The sequence below is a fragment of the Kribbella sp. NPDC026596 genome (assembly GCF_040638415.1).
Taxonomy (GTDB): Bacteria; Actinomycetota; Actinomycetes; order Propionibacteriales; family Kribbellaceae; genus Kribbella.
On sequence record NZ_JBEZYF010000046.1, the window covers coordinates 14,405 to 29,127 of the forward strand.

Genomic DNA, 14,723 nt, shown 5'->3' on the forward strand with positions numbered 1-14,723 from the left:
TCACACTTGTCTGACCCTGCGGCAGACGAGTTTGATACCGACCCGTGAGGACGTTCTCCGCGAGTCGGACCGAGGACGGTGGCTCGGGCCGGCTCGCGGTAGCCCTGCTGTCGTTCGGGGTCAGCGGGTGACGTCGTAGACCAGTTTCTGGATTCCGTTGGAGAAGGACTCGCTCTCGACGAGCGTGAGGCTCTGCTTGTCCTTGTCGGTTTCGCTGAACAGTCGCTTGCCTGCACCGAGCAGGACCGGGAACACCAGCAGGTGGTAGCGGTCGATCAGGCCGGCGTCGGACAGGTTGCGGTCCAGGGTGGCGCTGCCGTGGAGGATGATCGGGCCGCCGTCGGTCTCCTTGAGTGCGGCGACGTCGTCGAGGGACCGCAGGATGGTGATGTCGCCCCAGTTGGTTACCAGGTCCTCGTCCTTCAAGGTGGTCGAGACGACGTACTTCGGCATCGTGCGGTACAGCGGGAAGTCTTCGGTCATCGTCGGCCAGACCGGCGAGAAGGCCTCGTAGCTGACCCGGCCCATCATCATGGCCGCCGCCTCGGTCTGCTCACGGCCCTTGAGTTCGTAGGCGGCCTCGTCGAACGGGATGTCCTTGAACGTCCAGCCCGAGTTGCGGTAGCCCGGCTCGCCGCCGGGGGAGTCGACGACGCCGTCGAGTGAGACGAACGCGGTGGCGATCAGAGTACGCATCGGATGCTCCTTGGCTGCTGTGCTCGAAGTGCTGTCGTCAGTGCATCGAACAACACCACCCGAACTCGACATCCCCTACACCGAGCCCAATGTGACGCCGGTCACACTTTGGTCAGCAGTGCTTAGGCCTGCACTCGCAGTCGCATCTGGAATGGCAGGGCTCGCGCGGAGTGCCGCAAACCTGGTGTGGCAGCAGCACTGGGCCGACTCCCGGCACAGCCTGGCTACGGGCCAAGCGCAACAGTGCTTCCGCGGCGATGGGAGCGTTCTCTCCTGTCGCGGACATCCGCGCCGCGATCATCCCGGCCATCAGCGGCGCCGAGAACGACGTCCCACTCCAGCTCGCGATCCCCGCGAAGCGTCGTACCTCATGGGGCTCATCGTCTTCGAAGCAAACGTAGTCACCGACCGCGAACGCGTTCACCAGGTCCTCGCCGAGGGCGTAGACGTCGACCCACCCGCCGTAGTTGGAGAAATCCGCACGGCTGTTACCGTCCGCAGACAGTGCTCCGACTCCGATCACCCAGGAATACGCCGCCGGGAACGTCGGCAGGTTGGTCGTGTCGTTTCCGGCCGGTGCGACTACGACGGCATTCAAGTGGCGCAAACGCTTGTCGTAAAAGGCGTTGAAGGTGAGCATCGGGCGATGGAACCGGGTGATGCCGTCGAACTCACAGACGATGATGTCCGCACCCAGGTCGAGCACCTCGTCCATCCGCCGGATGATCTCGTCCTCGTACGCCATGCCCGCGTCCACGTGCCAGTCGATGGGTTCCGCTCGCTTGACGCACACCGTGGCCTTCGGTGCCGTACAGCGCACACAGCCGGCCACGAAGGTCCCGTGGCAGGCGTAGGGCTTGATGAGTTTCTTGCCAGTCACGTAGGGGTCCTCGGTGTCGCCGTCCACGCCGGCCATCCACGGCCACATCCGCGACGCGCCGTCGATCAGACCCTCGTCGACGACCCCGACCACCACGCCATGGCCGTCCCATCCGTGCGTCCCGCAACAGATTCCGCTGGTCATCGGCGGTACCGGGCCCGCCGATCCGCTCGGCACCACGGCCGGCTCCGTCGCCGGGCACGGATGCCCGTTGCCACACAACGAGAGAGCGTGGTCGGGGGTCGCCTTTCCCACACCGAGTACTTGATCCAGCCGGCGGAGAACGTTCGGCGTCGACAGTGAATCGTGATCGTTGGGCCGTTCGCCGTACCCAGCGCCGGCCTGGTCGCCACGGACCCTCCGCAGGCTCGCTCTGCCGGCCGCGTCATGGGGCATGCCATTTCGCCAGACCAGGCTGGTGACCCCGTCGATCACGGGCAACAGGCCGATCTCGACGTCTTCGGGAATGATCGGTCCGACGTCTTCACGAGGCGGCGGCTTCTGCTCGTCAGGGGCCTGCGCTTCCTGGTCATCAGGCTCGGGCGTTCGAGTCAGGGCGTCGAGCACCAGGTCAACGTCCTCCGTGCGGACGAGAAGGGTGTCCCGCCGATAGAAGTACTCGACGTATCCGAGGTTTTCCCAATCGTCTGGGTACGCGGCCGTAGTGCCACGCCACCGTTCGGGCCTGCCGTCCTCGTCCGGGTCTTTCAGGATGAGGCGTAGTGCTTCTTTGAGGCGTTGGTCTGCTGGCATTTTGGTCCCCTCCTTTGTGGTCAAGAAATTCGGAGAATGCGCGAGGCGGGGGTATTAGGATCGGAAGATGTTCGGGTAAGGGGAGGGCGGGTTTTGGCGTGGACGCGTTTGAGTTGCATGCGCTTGCACTCTCGCGGCCGGCTGAGGCCCTGAGGATGGCCGAAGAGGTACTGGCGAACTCCCCGTCGCACTCCGAGGCCGCGGCAGCTCATCAGGCGGCGGGGGTCGTCCACCGCGACTTCGGCGACATCCATCAGGCGGTGGTCGAGCTCAAGGCCGCGCACCGGCATGCTCGTCAGGCGGCCGATCGGGATCACGAGGCCGACATTCTGGCCAGCCTCGGCGTAGCCCTGGTGATGGACGGTCACACTGACCGCGGGGTGGCCGCGCTCAACTCGATCGCGCCCGGCCGGACCGGCGTGCTCGCCGGTCGGATCCTGATCCGCCGCGTCTGGGTGTGGGGCGCGGTGCTCGGCAAGTACGACGAGGCGCTGGCCGATGCCGAACAGGCAGTGGCGCTGCTGAGTGACACCGGCGACCTGGTCTGGGAGGCGCGGGCGCTGACCCACCGGGCGATGGTGCTGCTGGCCATGGGCGCGATCGACCGCGCCGACGAGGACTACGCCCGCAGCGAGGAGTTGTTCGCGAAGTGCGGCCAGCAGGTCGAGTACGCCGACACCCGGCAGGCGCGCGGTGCAGCGGCGTTCGCCCGCGGTGATCTGCCGACCGCGCTGCTGTACCTCGACGACGCACAACGGGTGGTCGACGAGCTCGGCGTCCTCGAGCCGGACTTTTTCGCCAACAAGTGTCTGGTGCTGCTGGCCGCCGGTCTGACGCGAGACGCACTCACGGAGATCAACAGCGCGCTCGAACGGATCGAACAGCAGCATGGCTCGACGGCGCGACGCGCAGAGTTGTTGTACTGCGCCGGACTGGCAGCGCACGCGGTCGGCGCTCTGGATCTGGCCGAGAGCCGCAGCCGCGACGCGCTGAAGCTGCTCCGCCGCCAGCAGCGTCCGTGGTGGGCGGCGCGTGCGGAGCTTGCACTGCTCCAGTCCCGCTACGCGGGCGGCGACCGTACGGCGCGTCTGCTGCACACCGGCCAACGGGTCAGTGCTGAGCTCGACAGGCTCGACCTGGACCTCGCCGCGGAGGCGCATCTGCTGACCGGTCGGCTCGCTCTCGCGCGGACCGACTCGGCCGAGGCCAGACGCCACCTGAAGATCGCGGCCGCAGCGCGGCACCGTGGCCTGCGGGCGCGCGGCGCCGGCTGGCTCGCCCAAGCCACGCTCCACCAAGGCGACGGCCGTTCGCGCGCGATGCTCGCCGCCTGCCGGCAGGGCCTGAGCCTGATCGAGATCTACGTGCGCACTCTCGGTGCCACCGAACTCCGCGTCCTGGCCACCGCCCAGGGCGCGGAGCTCGCCTCGATGGCGCTCCGGTACGCCGTCCAGCGCGGCAACGCCCGCCAAGTCCTCGACTGGAGTGAACGCTGGCGTGCCACTGTGCTCGCGATCCCGCCGGTCCGGCCGCAGCGCGATGACGGCCTGGTCGCCGATCTGACCGCGCTGCGGGACCTGACTCACCGTCTGGAGGCCAGCCGCGACTACCGTGCCGGATCCGGTCCGCTGCATCGCGAACGGCGGCGCCTCGAGGCCGTCGTACGCCGCCGGGTCCTGGTGACACCCGGCGCTACGGGCGACCGGCCCGACCAATTCCGCAGTACCGATCTGCTCGATCACCTCGGGGATCGCAGTCTGGTCGAGCTCACCGACGTCGACGATCAGTTGTACGCCATGGTCGCGGCGCGTGGCCGGATCCGCCTCAAGCCGGTCGGTCCCACCGCACTGGCGACTCATCGGCTCTCCCACGCGTTGTTCGCACTGCGACGCGAGGCGACCGGACGCGGCACGCACCAGCTCGACCTTGACGACATCGGGGCCCGGCTCGAGACAGCCCTGCTGGGTGAGGTCGTCAAGCATCTGGAGGACGGCCCGGTGGTCGTCGTACCGACGGGCCGGCTGCATGCGGTTCCGTGGAGTCTGCTGCCCTCGCTACGGCATCGGCCCACCTCGGTGGCTCCGTCAGCTGCAGCATGGTTGCGCGCACGGAACGCTGCGCCGCCGTCGTCCGAGCGGGTGGTCCTGATCGGTGGTCCACAGCTGTCGACAGGACGAGAGGAGGTACGGCGTCTCGCGGAGCTGTATCCGGACGCGGTGGTGCTCACCGGTGGCGATGCGACGGCCGAAGCGGTGCTGGAGGCGATGGACGGGGCGGCGTTGGTGCATGTCGCGGCACATGGCACGTTCCGGGCGGACAGCCCGCTGTTCTCGGCGCTCGAACTGGATGACGGACCGCTCACGGTGTACGACCTCGAACGGCTGGAACGGGCGCCGCACCGGGTCGTGCTGTCGAGTTGCAGCTCGGCCCTTGGCGGACCCAGCGGTGCGGACGAGTTGCTCGGTCTGGTGAGCGCATTGGTCGCGCTCGGGTCGTCAGGGTTGGTGGCGAGCGTCGTACCGGTGAGCGACCCGGCGACGGTGCCGCTGATGCTGGGTCTGCACGGCAGGCTGCGGGTCGGGGACGATCTCGCCGAAGCACTCGCCCAGGCCCGGGAGTCGGCCGGCGACGGCCAGTTGGCGCGCACGGCTGCGCAGTCCTTCATCGCCCTTGGAGCCTGAGCGCCGGTCATAGTCGCACCCAGTCGGTGACCACTCGGCCGGTGGCCGTGTCGCAGCGCAGCCGGACCGAACCAGCAGGCAGGGTCGGCAGGACGAAGAAGCCGGTTTCGTCGGCCGTGACACGGTACTCCGCGCCGTCCGCGGTCTCGATGAGGATCTCGCCCGCGCTGGGCGGGAGGATCTGGCCGACCACTTCGACCAACGTCACCTCGAGTTCCATCGACAGGGGAGCGGAGGTGAACACCAGCAGCCGGTTCTCCCCGGGCTCAGCCCGGGTCTCCGCAACCGGCTCCAGCGAGGAGTCGAAGGTCAGGATGGCCCGCAGGAGTTCCTCGTCGATCGTCCGCCACGAGAGCGCTCCCTCGGCATGCTCGGCGACCGTCCGTGCCAGCGGTGCGGTCTCCCGTAGAGCCTCCGCGAGATCCTCCAGGAGGCAGTCGTCGTCATCCCAGCGTCGCCGCGTCATGCGGATCACCTCCCGACGATTCCGAAGCTTCGACGTACGCCTTGACCGGCGGCGAGCCGCGGAGCCGCTCCAGCGCGCGCGAGCGGGTCGGCCCGATGCTGCCGACCGGAATCCCGGTGCGCTCGCTGATCTCGACGTACGACGGTGGTGGGTCTTCCAGCAGTAACAACAGCAACTCGCGCTGCCGGCGTGGCAGTTCGGCCATCCCGGCGAGCAGCACCTCGTGCCGCTCAGCCCGGCACAGGTCTTCGTCGGGTTCACCGGTGTCGGCCGCGACCGACTGGTACTCGGGATCCAGCGGATCGCTGGGCCGCAGCCGACGGTTGGTCGACAGGTACCGGATCGACTCGCGACGTGCGGTCGTGATGATCCACCCCGGGATCGCCTGCGGTTCGTGCAGGCTGTCGAGGTGCTCGACCAGCCGCAGCCACACGGTCTGTGCGACGTCGTCGGTCTCGCTCGGCGTCAGCCGGAACCGCCGGACGACGGACACCAGCAACGGCGCGTACCGCATGACGAGCTCGCGCCACGCCTGCTGCTCGCCCCCGGCCGCGGCGGTCACGAGATCGGTGACCGGTGAAACCTCATCCATCATTCCGGTTCCCCCTGTTGTTCAGGGCTCTTATTGGTACGGACCGCACCAGGGCACCGCCAGATACATCTCGGTGGCAGGTATCTGGAGGACGCCGCGCCGGGTCCGCCCGTAGAGGACTCGTTTTCGGGGGGATCCCATGAGCACACCGCCGATGTACAGACCGGCGCCGGCACCCGCGCAACAGAGGTCGACCGCGCTTGACGTCAGTGCCTTGCGCCACCCGACAGAGGGCTCGCGCTTCGCCCTCGCGTGCATCGCCAGTACGGCGGTGGTCGCGGGCGCGGTGTTCGTCTTCTTGTCGACCGGCCATGCCCTCGAGATCGCGCTGATCATCGTCATCCTCGTGCTGCTCATCCTGCTGATTCGCGTGGTGCAGATGGTGCTGCGGATTCACCTGCTCGCGAACGCGGTCCACGTATCGGCTGCGACCCTTCCCGATGTCGACGACGTGGTCCGCGAGGTCCGGGCCCGGTTGGCGTACGAGGGCCGGCTGGACATCTTCGTGGTGAACAAGACGAGCCGCACGCTAGGCGAGACGTCGGCGCCGGTCGCGATGATCAGCTTCTTCGGTGTCCGGTTCATCCTGGTCGAGGGCGACGTGATCGGTGATCTGTCGGACGACAGTCAGCGCGGGCAGTTCGTTTTTCTGCTGGCGACGTACGTCGGAGCGCTCAAGGCACGGCACACAGCCTGGTCGCTGATCCTGTCGATCCTGCGGGGTTTGGCGCTGCCACGGTTGGTCGGACCGTTCGTCGCTCCGTGGTATCGCGCGACGGTGTACACCGGCGACCGGATCGCGCTCGCCTGCTGCGGAGATCTCGATGTGAGCCTGCAGGCGTTCTACCGGGACCTGGTCGGCAAGGACATCTCGACCCGTGTGCGGCCCGGCGGCTTCGTGGCCCAGGCCCTCCACGCGCGACGTCGGATGCTCCTGCGGCTTTCCCAACTGCTCCACTTCTCGCCACACGCGACCAACAGGTACCTCGAACTGTTGTCCTTCGCGGCTCAGCGCGAACCCGCGGGGTTCGAGGCGTTTCGCAGCGAGGTGGACCCGGCCACCCGGGAGTTCGACGGAGTCCTTGCGCAGCTGGGAAGCCGGCGAGCGACCGGAGCGGCCCCGGCGATCGGTGTCGCGTTGTCCGTCCTGCTGCTCCTCGGCGGCATCTCGACCGGACTGACCGTGCGGGACACTGGCGTCGCAAACTTCGCCTACGACTACTTCAACCGGGGCGGCGGCAGCGAACCCGAACCTGTACTGCCTACCGACCCGGTGACTACCCCGAGCCCGATCCAGCCGACGCTGGACCCGGCGGATGTCTTGATCGCGAGACTGCCGGCGGACCTGCGAGCGACCTGCACTACCGGGACACCGGAGTCCGACGAGGTCGTGCTGGTGGTCGACTGCACCCCGACCGGCTCCTCGGCACCCGAGACGGTGAGCTACCTGGCTTACCCGAGCGCGGCCACACTGCGCGCGGCCTTCGAGCGGTACGTCGGCGAGATGGCAACCGGTCAGTGCGAGACCGGCTCGAACCACCGGACGACGTGGACGTCCAACAGCATCACCCGCGGATCGCTGGCCTGCTACACCGCCCGTTCGGGGAAGGCGACGGTTCTGTGGGGCACCGACGACGCGGCCCTCCTCGCCATAGCCCAGGACGAGACTCTCGAGGTCGATGACCTCTACGCCTGGTGGAAGCAGCACGCCGTGATCTCCTAGGCTTCTCGAAACTGTATTTATCGGCACCTGTGCCGCCTCTTGTGGACAGGTCGGGAGTCGTCGTTGCAGGAGGGGTCGATGGGATCTGCGGGGAGAACTGCGGTTGTGGTCGGTGGCGGGATCGTCGGCTTGGCCGTGGCGAGGGCCTTGCAGCGGCTTGATCCCGGGACGCCGGTGATCGTGCTCGAGAAGGAAGGGTCGGTCGCGGCGCACCAGACCGGGCACAACTCGGGGGTTGTGCACTCCGGGCTCTATTACAAGCCTGGCTCCCTGAAAGCGCGACTGGCAGTGGCCGGGGGAGCAGCGCTGAAGGAGTACTGCGATGAGAAGGGCATCCCGGTCGACATCTGCGGGAAGCTCGTCGTCGCGACCACCGAGGCCGAGTTGCCACAGCTCGACCGGCTCTTCGGCAACGGCCACGCGAACGGGGTCCCGGTCCGGCGGCTGACCCTCGACGAGGTCGCGGAGCGCGAACCGCATCTGCGCGTGAAAGCTGCCCTGGCGGTCGATTCCACCGGTCGGGTGGACTTCAAGCTCGTGGCGGATGCCCTGGCCGAGGACGTCCGCGCGGCCGGTGGTGAGATCCGTACCGGGGTGACGGTGACGTCGATCGAGAACGTGGGCTCCGTCGTCCGCGTGCGTACGACGGACGACGTGATCGAGGCGGATCGCGCCGCGGTCTGTGCCGGCTTGCACAGCGACCGGCTCGCGCGGGCCTCCGGACTCGAGCCAGGTGTCCGCATTCTCCCGTTCCGCGGCGAGTTCAGCGAGATCGTCCCGGAGCGTGACTTCCTGGTGAAGGGACTGGTCTATCCGGTGCCCGATCCCGACTTGCCGTTCCTCGGCGTACACCTCACCCGTGGCATCGACGGCACGGTCCACGTCGGGCCGAACGCCGTACCCGCCCTGGCCCGCGAAGGCTACTCCTGGCGGAAGATCGTGGCTCGGGATCTGCGGGAGTCCTTGTTCTACCGGGGCTCATGGAAGCTCGCGCGGCGCTACGCAAAGACCGGCGCCAAGGAGGTCATGCGCTCACTTACCGGCCGAGCGCTCGTACGCGAAGCCCAACGAATGCTGCCCGAGCTACGAGTCTCCGACGTACGACGCTCAGGCGCCGGCGTGCGCGCCCAAGCGGTCACCCGCGACGGCAAACTCGTCGACGACTTCCTCTTCCTCCGAGACGGCCGCACCCTCCACGTCCTCAACGCCCCCTCCCCGGCCGCCACCGCCTGCCTGACCATCGCCGACCGGATAGCCGAGGAACTCAGCGCCGACCGAGCCTGAGGTCAGGGCGTCGTCATCTGAGTGGTCTGCTGTGCGGCCCAGCGGGCGGCTGCCTCGGCGACCGGGATCGTCGGGTTCACCAGCCACGCGGCCTCGAGGCCGTAGCAGAACGCGATGATCTCCATGGCCTTGAGCTGCGGATCGATGTCGTCGCGCATCTCGCCGCGTTGCTGAGCGGACCTCAGGGTCGCCGTTACGCGTTCGATGGTCGTGCGGTAGCCCTCCACCAGGCGGGGGTGGAGGTCGGTGTCGGGGGAGACGTTCTCGCCGAGGACGACCGTGTTCATGCCGAGCAGGCTGTACACCTTGTCGTCGTGCTGGCTCGGCCAGCTCGCCATGTGCCGGGCGATGATGTCCACGATCTTGACGCCGGGGTCGGGCCCGTCGCCCCACAGCCATTCCTCGGTGAAGGCCAGGTGGCGGTCCAGCACGGCGTTGAGCAACGCCTCCTTGCTGCCGAAGTGATAGAGCAACCCGGTCTGTGACACACCCGCCTCGGCCGCGATGTCGGCCAGGCTCGTGCCGCGCGCTCCGTTGCGGGCGATGAAGCGTACGGCGACGTCGACGATGCGCTCGCGGGTCTCGAGGCCCTTGGCCGAGGTCTTGGGCTTCTGGGTAGCGGGCACGGTCGATCTCCCTCGCGATGGGCCGAAACGGTCGCCGCCAAGCATAGACAACCGACTGAGTACTCGGTAGCTTTTGCAAAACAGACTGAGTACTCAGTCTGGATTGAGGGCAACGAAAGGACGGTCCCGATGAGCGCAGCGTCCCCGCGGGAATCCCCGCCCCGGCCGCACGAGCAGGTCCAGGCCTTCCTGGACAGCTCCGGCTCATCACCCGACCCGTGGAGCGCCGACATCGCGACGGTGCGGGCGGACGCGCGCCAGAAGGTCCTGGCCGTGTCCGGCGAGCCCTCATCGGTCGCTTCCGTCGAGTCGATCGACGCGGGCGGCGTGCCGGGCCGGCTCTACCGACCCACCGGTGGCGAACGACAAGTGCTGATCTGGGCACACGGTGGCGGCTGGATGCACGGCGACCTCGACACCGCCGATGGTGTCGCCCGCGCTCTGGCGAACCGGGCCGCCTGCGCTGTCTTGTCGGTCGACTACCGGCTGGCTCCCGAGCACCCCTTTCCGGCCGGTTTCGACGACACTTGGACCGCCATCACGTGGGCTCGACGCACCTTCGACAGCGTGGCCGTCGGTGGCGACAGCTCAGGGGGAAATCTCGCCGCCGCGGCGGCGCTCAAGGCGCGCGATGAAGGCGTCGAGTTGGCAGCCCAGTTGCTCGTCTACCCGGTGCTCGACAGCACCGAGGACACCGATTACAAGATCGGGTTCCAGCAGCGGTACGAGCGCTTCGCCGGCCGGCCGGGTTTCGGCTCGAGCAGCTATCGACGGCTCAAGCACATCTGGGAGACCTATGTCCCCGATCCAGCCGCGCGCAAGGCGTCGTACGCGTCACCGCTCCATGCCCAATCTGTGTACGGCGTCGCGCCCGCGACGATCATCACCGCCGAACACGACTTCCTCCGCGGCGAGGCCGAGGACTATGCCCGGCGCCTCCAGACGGCCGGCGTACCGGTTGAGCTGCACGAGTACGCGGGCCAGATCCATGGCTTCTTCGAGATGTTCACCGTCATGACCGACTCACATCACGCCATCGGCGTGGCCGGCGACGCCGTACGCCGTGCCTTCCAATCCATCCAGCCTTCGAGGGAGTTCTCGTGCGATCGCTGACCAAGTACCGCCTGGCCGCCGTGGTAGCGGCCACCACTCTGCTCCTCACCGCCTGTGCACCCGGCGGGAACTCCGAAGCCGGCCCGGTGCCGTCCAAGCCGGCGACCACCGGCGTCGGGACCGAGCCGGTCACCCTGAAGGTGCTCGTCAACAGCGGCGTCGACGTCCCGTTCTACACCGCGCTCGGCGAGCTGTTCCACGCCAAGTACGCGAACGTCACGGTCAAGGTGGAGAACCAGGACTACGCCACCCTGACCACGAACATCGCGCACATCCTTGCCGGGAGCAACGTGCCTGATCTCGTGCGGGTCTCGCAGCTCGGCAACCTGATCGACGACCACCTGCTCACCAGCCTCGACCCGTATGCCGCGGCGTACGGGTGGGACAAGTGGCCGCAGTCGCAGTTCAGCTCGACCCGCGTCGGGCCGGACGGCAACGAGCGGGGGACGGGTTCGCTGTACGCCGCCGGCGCCGGATTCGGCCTGACCGGGGTGTACTACAACAAGGCGCTCGCGCAACGGATCGGCATGACGCAGCCACCGGCGACCGTCGCCGAGTTCGAGCAACTGCTCGCCAAGGCGAAGGCCGCCGGGCTGCAGCCGATCATGATCAACGGCAAGGACGGCGGCAGCGTGTATCCGCTGCAGAACCTGGTGATGGCGTCCGAGGCCGACGCGCAGGCCGTCCAGGACTGGAACTTCGCCAAGCCCGGCGCGAGTATCGACAACCCGGCGACGGTGAAGGCCGCCACGACGCTGCAGCGCTGGGGACAGGCCGGATACCTGCCCGCCGACGTGAACGACATCGACCAGACCCGGGCACCGGTCGAGTTTGCCAAGGGCAACGGTGTGTTCTTCCCGAGCGGCAACTGGCAGGCGCCAGGACTGGACAAGGCCGGGGCCGGCCAGTTCGGGTTCTTCCTCTTCCCGGCCGGTGAAGCCGGCGGGCCGTCGTACGCGATGACCGCTGCCGCCAACCTCGGGATCCCGGCGAAGTCGTCCCATGCCGACGTCGCGGCCGCGTTCCTGGATTTCGTGCAGACCAACGAGAAAGCGCGGCAGGACACGGTCACCCTCGGCGGCCTGGTGCCGGCAGGCCCGTCGGACGCCGCGGCTCCGACCGCGCCCGCGGGGTCGGCGGTCGCTGCCACCGTCGGCGCGTTCCAGCAGCTGCTGAAGAGCAACGGGTTGGTCGGCTTCATGGCTGACGCGACGGCTTCGATCCACGTCAACAGCCTGATCCCGCAGACACAGTTGCTGCTGGCAAGGAAGACGACACCCGAGGCGTACGCGGCGAAGGTGCAGTCCGACTACGCACGCGACCTCGGTAGGTGATGGTGGCGAGCCGACAGCCTCGGCGCTGGAGTGCATTGCTCTGGGTTGCGCCAGGGTTCGGCATGTACGCCGTGTTCGTGCTGTTCCCGATGCTGCAGTCCGTTCAGTACTCGTTCTACGACTGGGACGGCATCGGCCGCGCGACGCCGGCCGGGCTGGACAACTGGAAGGCGATCTTCACCCGTCCGGAGCTGTTGGCCTCCGTGGAGCACGCCTTCATCCTCATCATCTTCTACACGGTCCTACCGGTCGGGCTCGGGCTCGTCGCGGCCTCGTTCATCCGCGAACTCCGGCCGGGCGCGTTCAGTACGACGGCGCGGGTGGTGCTGTTCATCCCACAGGTACTGCCGTTGGTCGCGGCCGGGATCGCCTGGACATGGATGTACTCCTCGAACGGCTTGGTCAACCAGGTCCTGCGCGCGGTCGGCCTCGATCGGCACACGCGGGCGTGGCTCGGTGACTTCACGTTCGCCTTGCCCGCGGTGGGTGTCATCGGGGTCTGGGTCATGCTCGGCTTCTGCACGGTGCTGCTGCTCGCGGGGATCGGCAAGATCGACCCGGCGCTGTACGAGGCGGCCAAGCTGGACGGCGCGGGGTGGATCAGCGAGTTCTTCGCCGTGACGCTGCCCGGGCTGCGGCGGGAGCTCGTCGTGTGTACGACGTTCACGATGATCGCGGCGTTGGCGAGCTTCGACGTCATCCAGATCTCGACGCAGGGCGGCCCCGGCTACCAGACGATGGTGCCCGGCGTACAGATCTACCGGCTGACGTTCCTGCAGCAGCACGTCGGCCAGGCCTCGGCGCTAGCGGTGTTCCTCGCCGCGCTCGTACTGGTGGTCATCTGGCCGATCCAGCGGCTCGGGAGGGAGCGATGACCCAGCGAGTCACCCGCACCGGCATCCTGCTCGCACTGATGCTGTTCGCGATCGTGCCGTTGCTGAGCATGTTCACCACGGCACTCGCGGCGCCGGGCAGCACGCCGCAGGGGCTCAGCTGGCCGAGCGATCCGCACTGGCACAACTTCGTGGACGCGTGGAGTGCGGCGAACTTCCTCGCCTTGTTCCGCTCGAGCACGCTCATCGTGCTGGGTGTCGTCCCGGCCACGGTTGCCATGGCCACGGCCGCGGGCTATGCGCTCGCCCAGCTGAATGTGCCCTTCGGTAAGGCGATCTACGGTCTGCTGCTCGTCGGGCTGACCCTGCCGTTCGAGGCACTCATCACCCCGCTGTACTACGACCTCCGGAGCATGGGATTGCTCGGGACGCGGCTGGCGATCGTCCTGCCACTCATCGGACTGCTGATGCCGTTCGGGGTCTTCTGGATGCGCGCACACTTCCTCGGTGCGGAGCCGGCGCTCACCGAAGCCGCGAAGGTCGACGGTGCGACCTCCTGGCAGACGTTCCGCCGCATCCATCTTCCACTCGCCACCTCGGCGTGGTCCGCGTTGTCGGTGCTCTTCTTCCTCGCCAGCTGGAATCAGTACCTCCTGCCGCTGGTGCTCGTCGACGACCCGACGAAGCGCACCGTGGCCGGTGGGCTGGGCGCCTTCCAGGGCCAGTACGGCACCGACATCGTGCTGCTGTGCGCCGGATCGCTGCTGATCATCCTGCCCTCGCTGGTGATCTTCCTGATCTTCCAGCGCAACTTCGTCAAAGCACTCATGCAAGGAGCCGTGAAGTGAACCACGCCCGCCACACCGTCCTCGTCGCCCCGGCGACCTCGAAGCTCGAGGAGATCGAGATCCGCACGCCCGGACCTGGCGACGTGGGGGACGGTGTCGACCCCAGCTATCGGCGACCTCGTCACCGGTCGCTGGACCTCGTCGTTCGCCGAGCTGATGGTCGTACCGGCCGAGTACGCCGTCGTCGTACCGCCCGGGCTCAGCGAGGCGGCCGGGATCGGCGAGCGCGCGAAGCCGGATGGTTTTGTCAAAGCGCTCATTGTGATGACTCTCGACGGAGGTGGGGTGGTCACGTAGTCTGCGGAAGGCGGCTAGGAGAGTCTCATGAATCAAGGCTTGCTGAACTCGTTGACGGATGCTGAGCGCATGCTGGTGGCTGAGACCGAGCGGGATGTGCTGAAGGGTCTGGACGAGGACGAGCTCCTGGATCTGCACCAGCGGATCCGGCGGGTTCGGACGAAGTACGTGAAGAACTATCGGCGCTCGGCGAGTGCCGCCGTCGCGCAGGCGGGTGGACGCGGGATGTCCTACGCCAAGAACCAGCGCGATCGCGACAAGGCGGAGCTGTTCGAGTCGGTGCTGGCGAGGGTGAGCCGGGAAGTTGCCGTGGCAGCCAATCGCGCGTCGATGCAACTGCGGAGCGAGCGGATCGAGGCGGCCAGATCCGCGAAGGCCGGCGGTCCGGCGATGAGCACGGTCGCCAAGCCGACCGTGGAAGCGGCCGGCAGGCCGCGCGCGACCAAGACCACGGGTGGATTGAAGAAGGATGCGTCCACCCGGGCCCAAGGCGCCCGCCGTCAGGCGAAGCGCGACGCTCGCTGAGCCTGAGAACGAGAAAAACTCGTCCGAATCGGGGGATCACAGCCGGGACCGCGGTCGGGTTTGCTGGTGTCC

Annotated in this window: 14 protein-coding genes; 9 read left to right on the top strand and 5 right to left on the bottom strand. The window is 67.9% G+C overall.

Going from position 1 to position 14,723, the window contains the following annotated elements:
• Positions 1-120: 120 nt before the first annotated feature.
• Both AB0E63_RS30785 and AB0E63_RS30790 read right to left on the bottom strand, forming a co-directional pair.
• The gene (locus AB0E63_RS30785; RefSeq protein ID WP_360374054.1) at positions 121-696 is read right to left on the bottom strand and encodes a dihydrofolate reductase family protein; all 576 of its coding nucleotides are present in this window, start codon (positions 694-696) and stop codon (positions 121-123) included.
• Between the two features lie 112 nt (positions 697-808).
• Positions 809-2,329 carry a S8/S53 family peptidase gene (locus AB0E63_RS30790; protein WP_360374056.1) on the bottom strand — a complete coding sequence of 507 codons (1,521 nt, stop codon included), beginning with the start codon at positions 2,327-2,329 and terminating at the stop codon, positions 809-811.
• A 155-nt stretch (positions 2,330-2,484) separates the two neighbouring features.
• Here AB0E63_RS30790 and AB0E63_RS30795 point away from each other — a divergent pair, with 155 nt between their 5' ends.
• Positions 2,485-5,010, top strand: a complete 2,526-nt coding sequence (locus tag AB0E63_RS30795; protein WP_360374058.1) for a CHAT domain-containing protein — start codon at positions 2,485-2,487, stop codon at positions 5,008-5,010.
• Positions 5,011-5,017: 7 nt separating this feature from the next.
• Here the strand turns inward: AB0E63_RS30795 and AB0E63_RS30800 are convergent, their stop codons facing one another.
• Entirely contained in the window at positions 5,018-5,476 is a 459-nt protein-coding gene (locus AB0E63_RS30800; RefSeq protein WP_360374060.1) for a hypothetical protein, read from the bottom strand.
• Entirely contained in the window at positions 5,454-6,071 is a 618-nt protein-coding gene (locus AB0E63_RS30805; protein ID WP_360374062.1) for a sigma-70 family RNA polymerase sigma factor, read from the bottom strand. The genes AB0E63_RS30800 and AB0E63_RS30805 overlap by 23 nt, the downstream gene beginning before the upstream one ends.
• Positions 6,072-6,282: 211 nt before the next feature.
• Here AB0E63_RS30805 and AB0E63_RS30810 point away from each other — a divergent pair, with 211 nt between their 5' ends.
• Entirely contained in the window at positions 6,283-7,791 is a 1,509-nt protein-coding gene (locus AB0E63_RS30810; RefSeq protein ID WP_360374064.1) for a hypothetical protein, read from the top strand.
• A gap of 78 nt (positions 7,792-7,869) precedes the next feature.
• Positions 7,870-9,075 (top strand): L-2-hydroxyglutarate oxidase, encoded by a 1,206-nt coding sequence (lhgO, locus tag AB0E63_RS30815; protein ID WP_360374066.1) that lies wholly within the window; start codon positions 7,870-7,872, stop codon positions 9,073-9,075.
• A 2-nt stretch (positions 9,076-9,077) separates the two neighbouring features.
• On the opposite strand, the gene AB0E63_RS30820 is transcribed toward lhgO, so the two are convergent.
• Positions 9,078-9,701, bottom strand: coding sequence for a TetR/AcrR family transcriptional regulator (locus AB0E63_RS30820; protein WP_360374068.1), 624 nt, complete (start codon positions 9,699-9,701; stop codon positions 9,078-9,080).
• A 129-nt stretch (positions 9,702-9,830) separates the two neighbouring features.
• Between AB0E63_RS30820 and AB0E63_RS30825 the strand changes: the two genes are divergently transcribed.
• The 6 genes from AB0E63_RS30825 to AB0E63_RS30850 all read left to right on the top strand — a co-directional run bounded on the left by AB0E63_RS30825 (position 9,831) and on the right by AB0E63_RS30850 (position 14,651).
• Positions 9,831-10,814 (top strand): alpha/beta hydrolase, encoded by a 984-nt coding sequence (locus AB0E63_RS30825; protein WP_360374070.1) that lies wholly within the window; start codon positions 9,831-9,833, stop codon positions 10,812-10,814.
• Positions 10,802-12,148, top strand: a complete 1,347-nt coding sequence (locus tag AB0E63_RS30830) for an extracellular solute-binding protein (RefSeq protein ID WP_360374072.1) — start codon at positions 10,802-10,804, stop codon at positions 12,146-12,148. The genes AB0E63_RS30825 and AB0E63_RS30830 overlap by 13 nt, the downstream gene beginning before the upstream one ends.
• A gap of 62 nt (positions 12,149-12,210) precedes the next feature.
• Positions 12,211-13,023 carry a sugar ABC transporter permease gene (locus AB0E63_RS30835; RefSeq protein ID WP_360374074.1) on the top strand — a complete coding sequence of 271 codons (813 nt, stop codon included), beginning with the start codon at positions 12,211-12,213 and terminating at the stop codon, positions 13,021-13,023.
• Entirely contained in the window at positions 13,020-13,829 is an 810-nt protein-coding gene (locus tag AB0E63_RS30840) for a carbohydrate ABC transporter permease (protein ID WP_360374076.1), read from the top strand. Before AB0E63_RS30835 ends, AB0E63_RS30840 begins: the two co-directional genes overlap by 4 nt.
• 93 nt (positions 13,830-13,922) lie before the next feature.
• A complete protein-coding gene (locus AB0E63_RS30845; protein WP_360374078.1) occupies positions 13,923-14,126 on the top strand; it encodes a hypothetical protein in 204 nt (67 codons plus the stop codon).
• A 27-nt stretch (positions 14,127-14,153) separates the two neighbouring features.
• A complete protein-coding gene (locus tag AB0E63_RS30850) occupies positions 14,154-14,651 on the top strand; it encodes a hypothetical protein (RefSeq protein ID WP_360374080.1) in 498 nt (165 codons plus the stop codon).
• Positions 14,652-14,723: the final 72 nt, after the last annotated feature.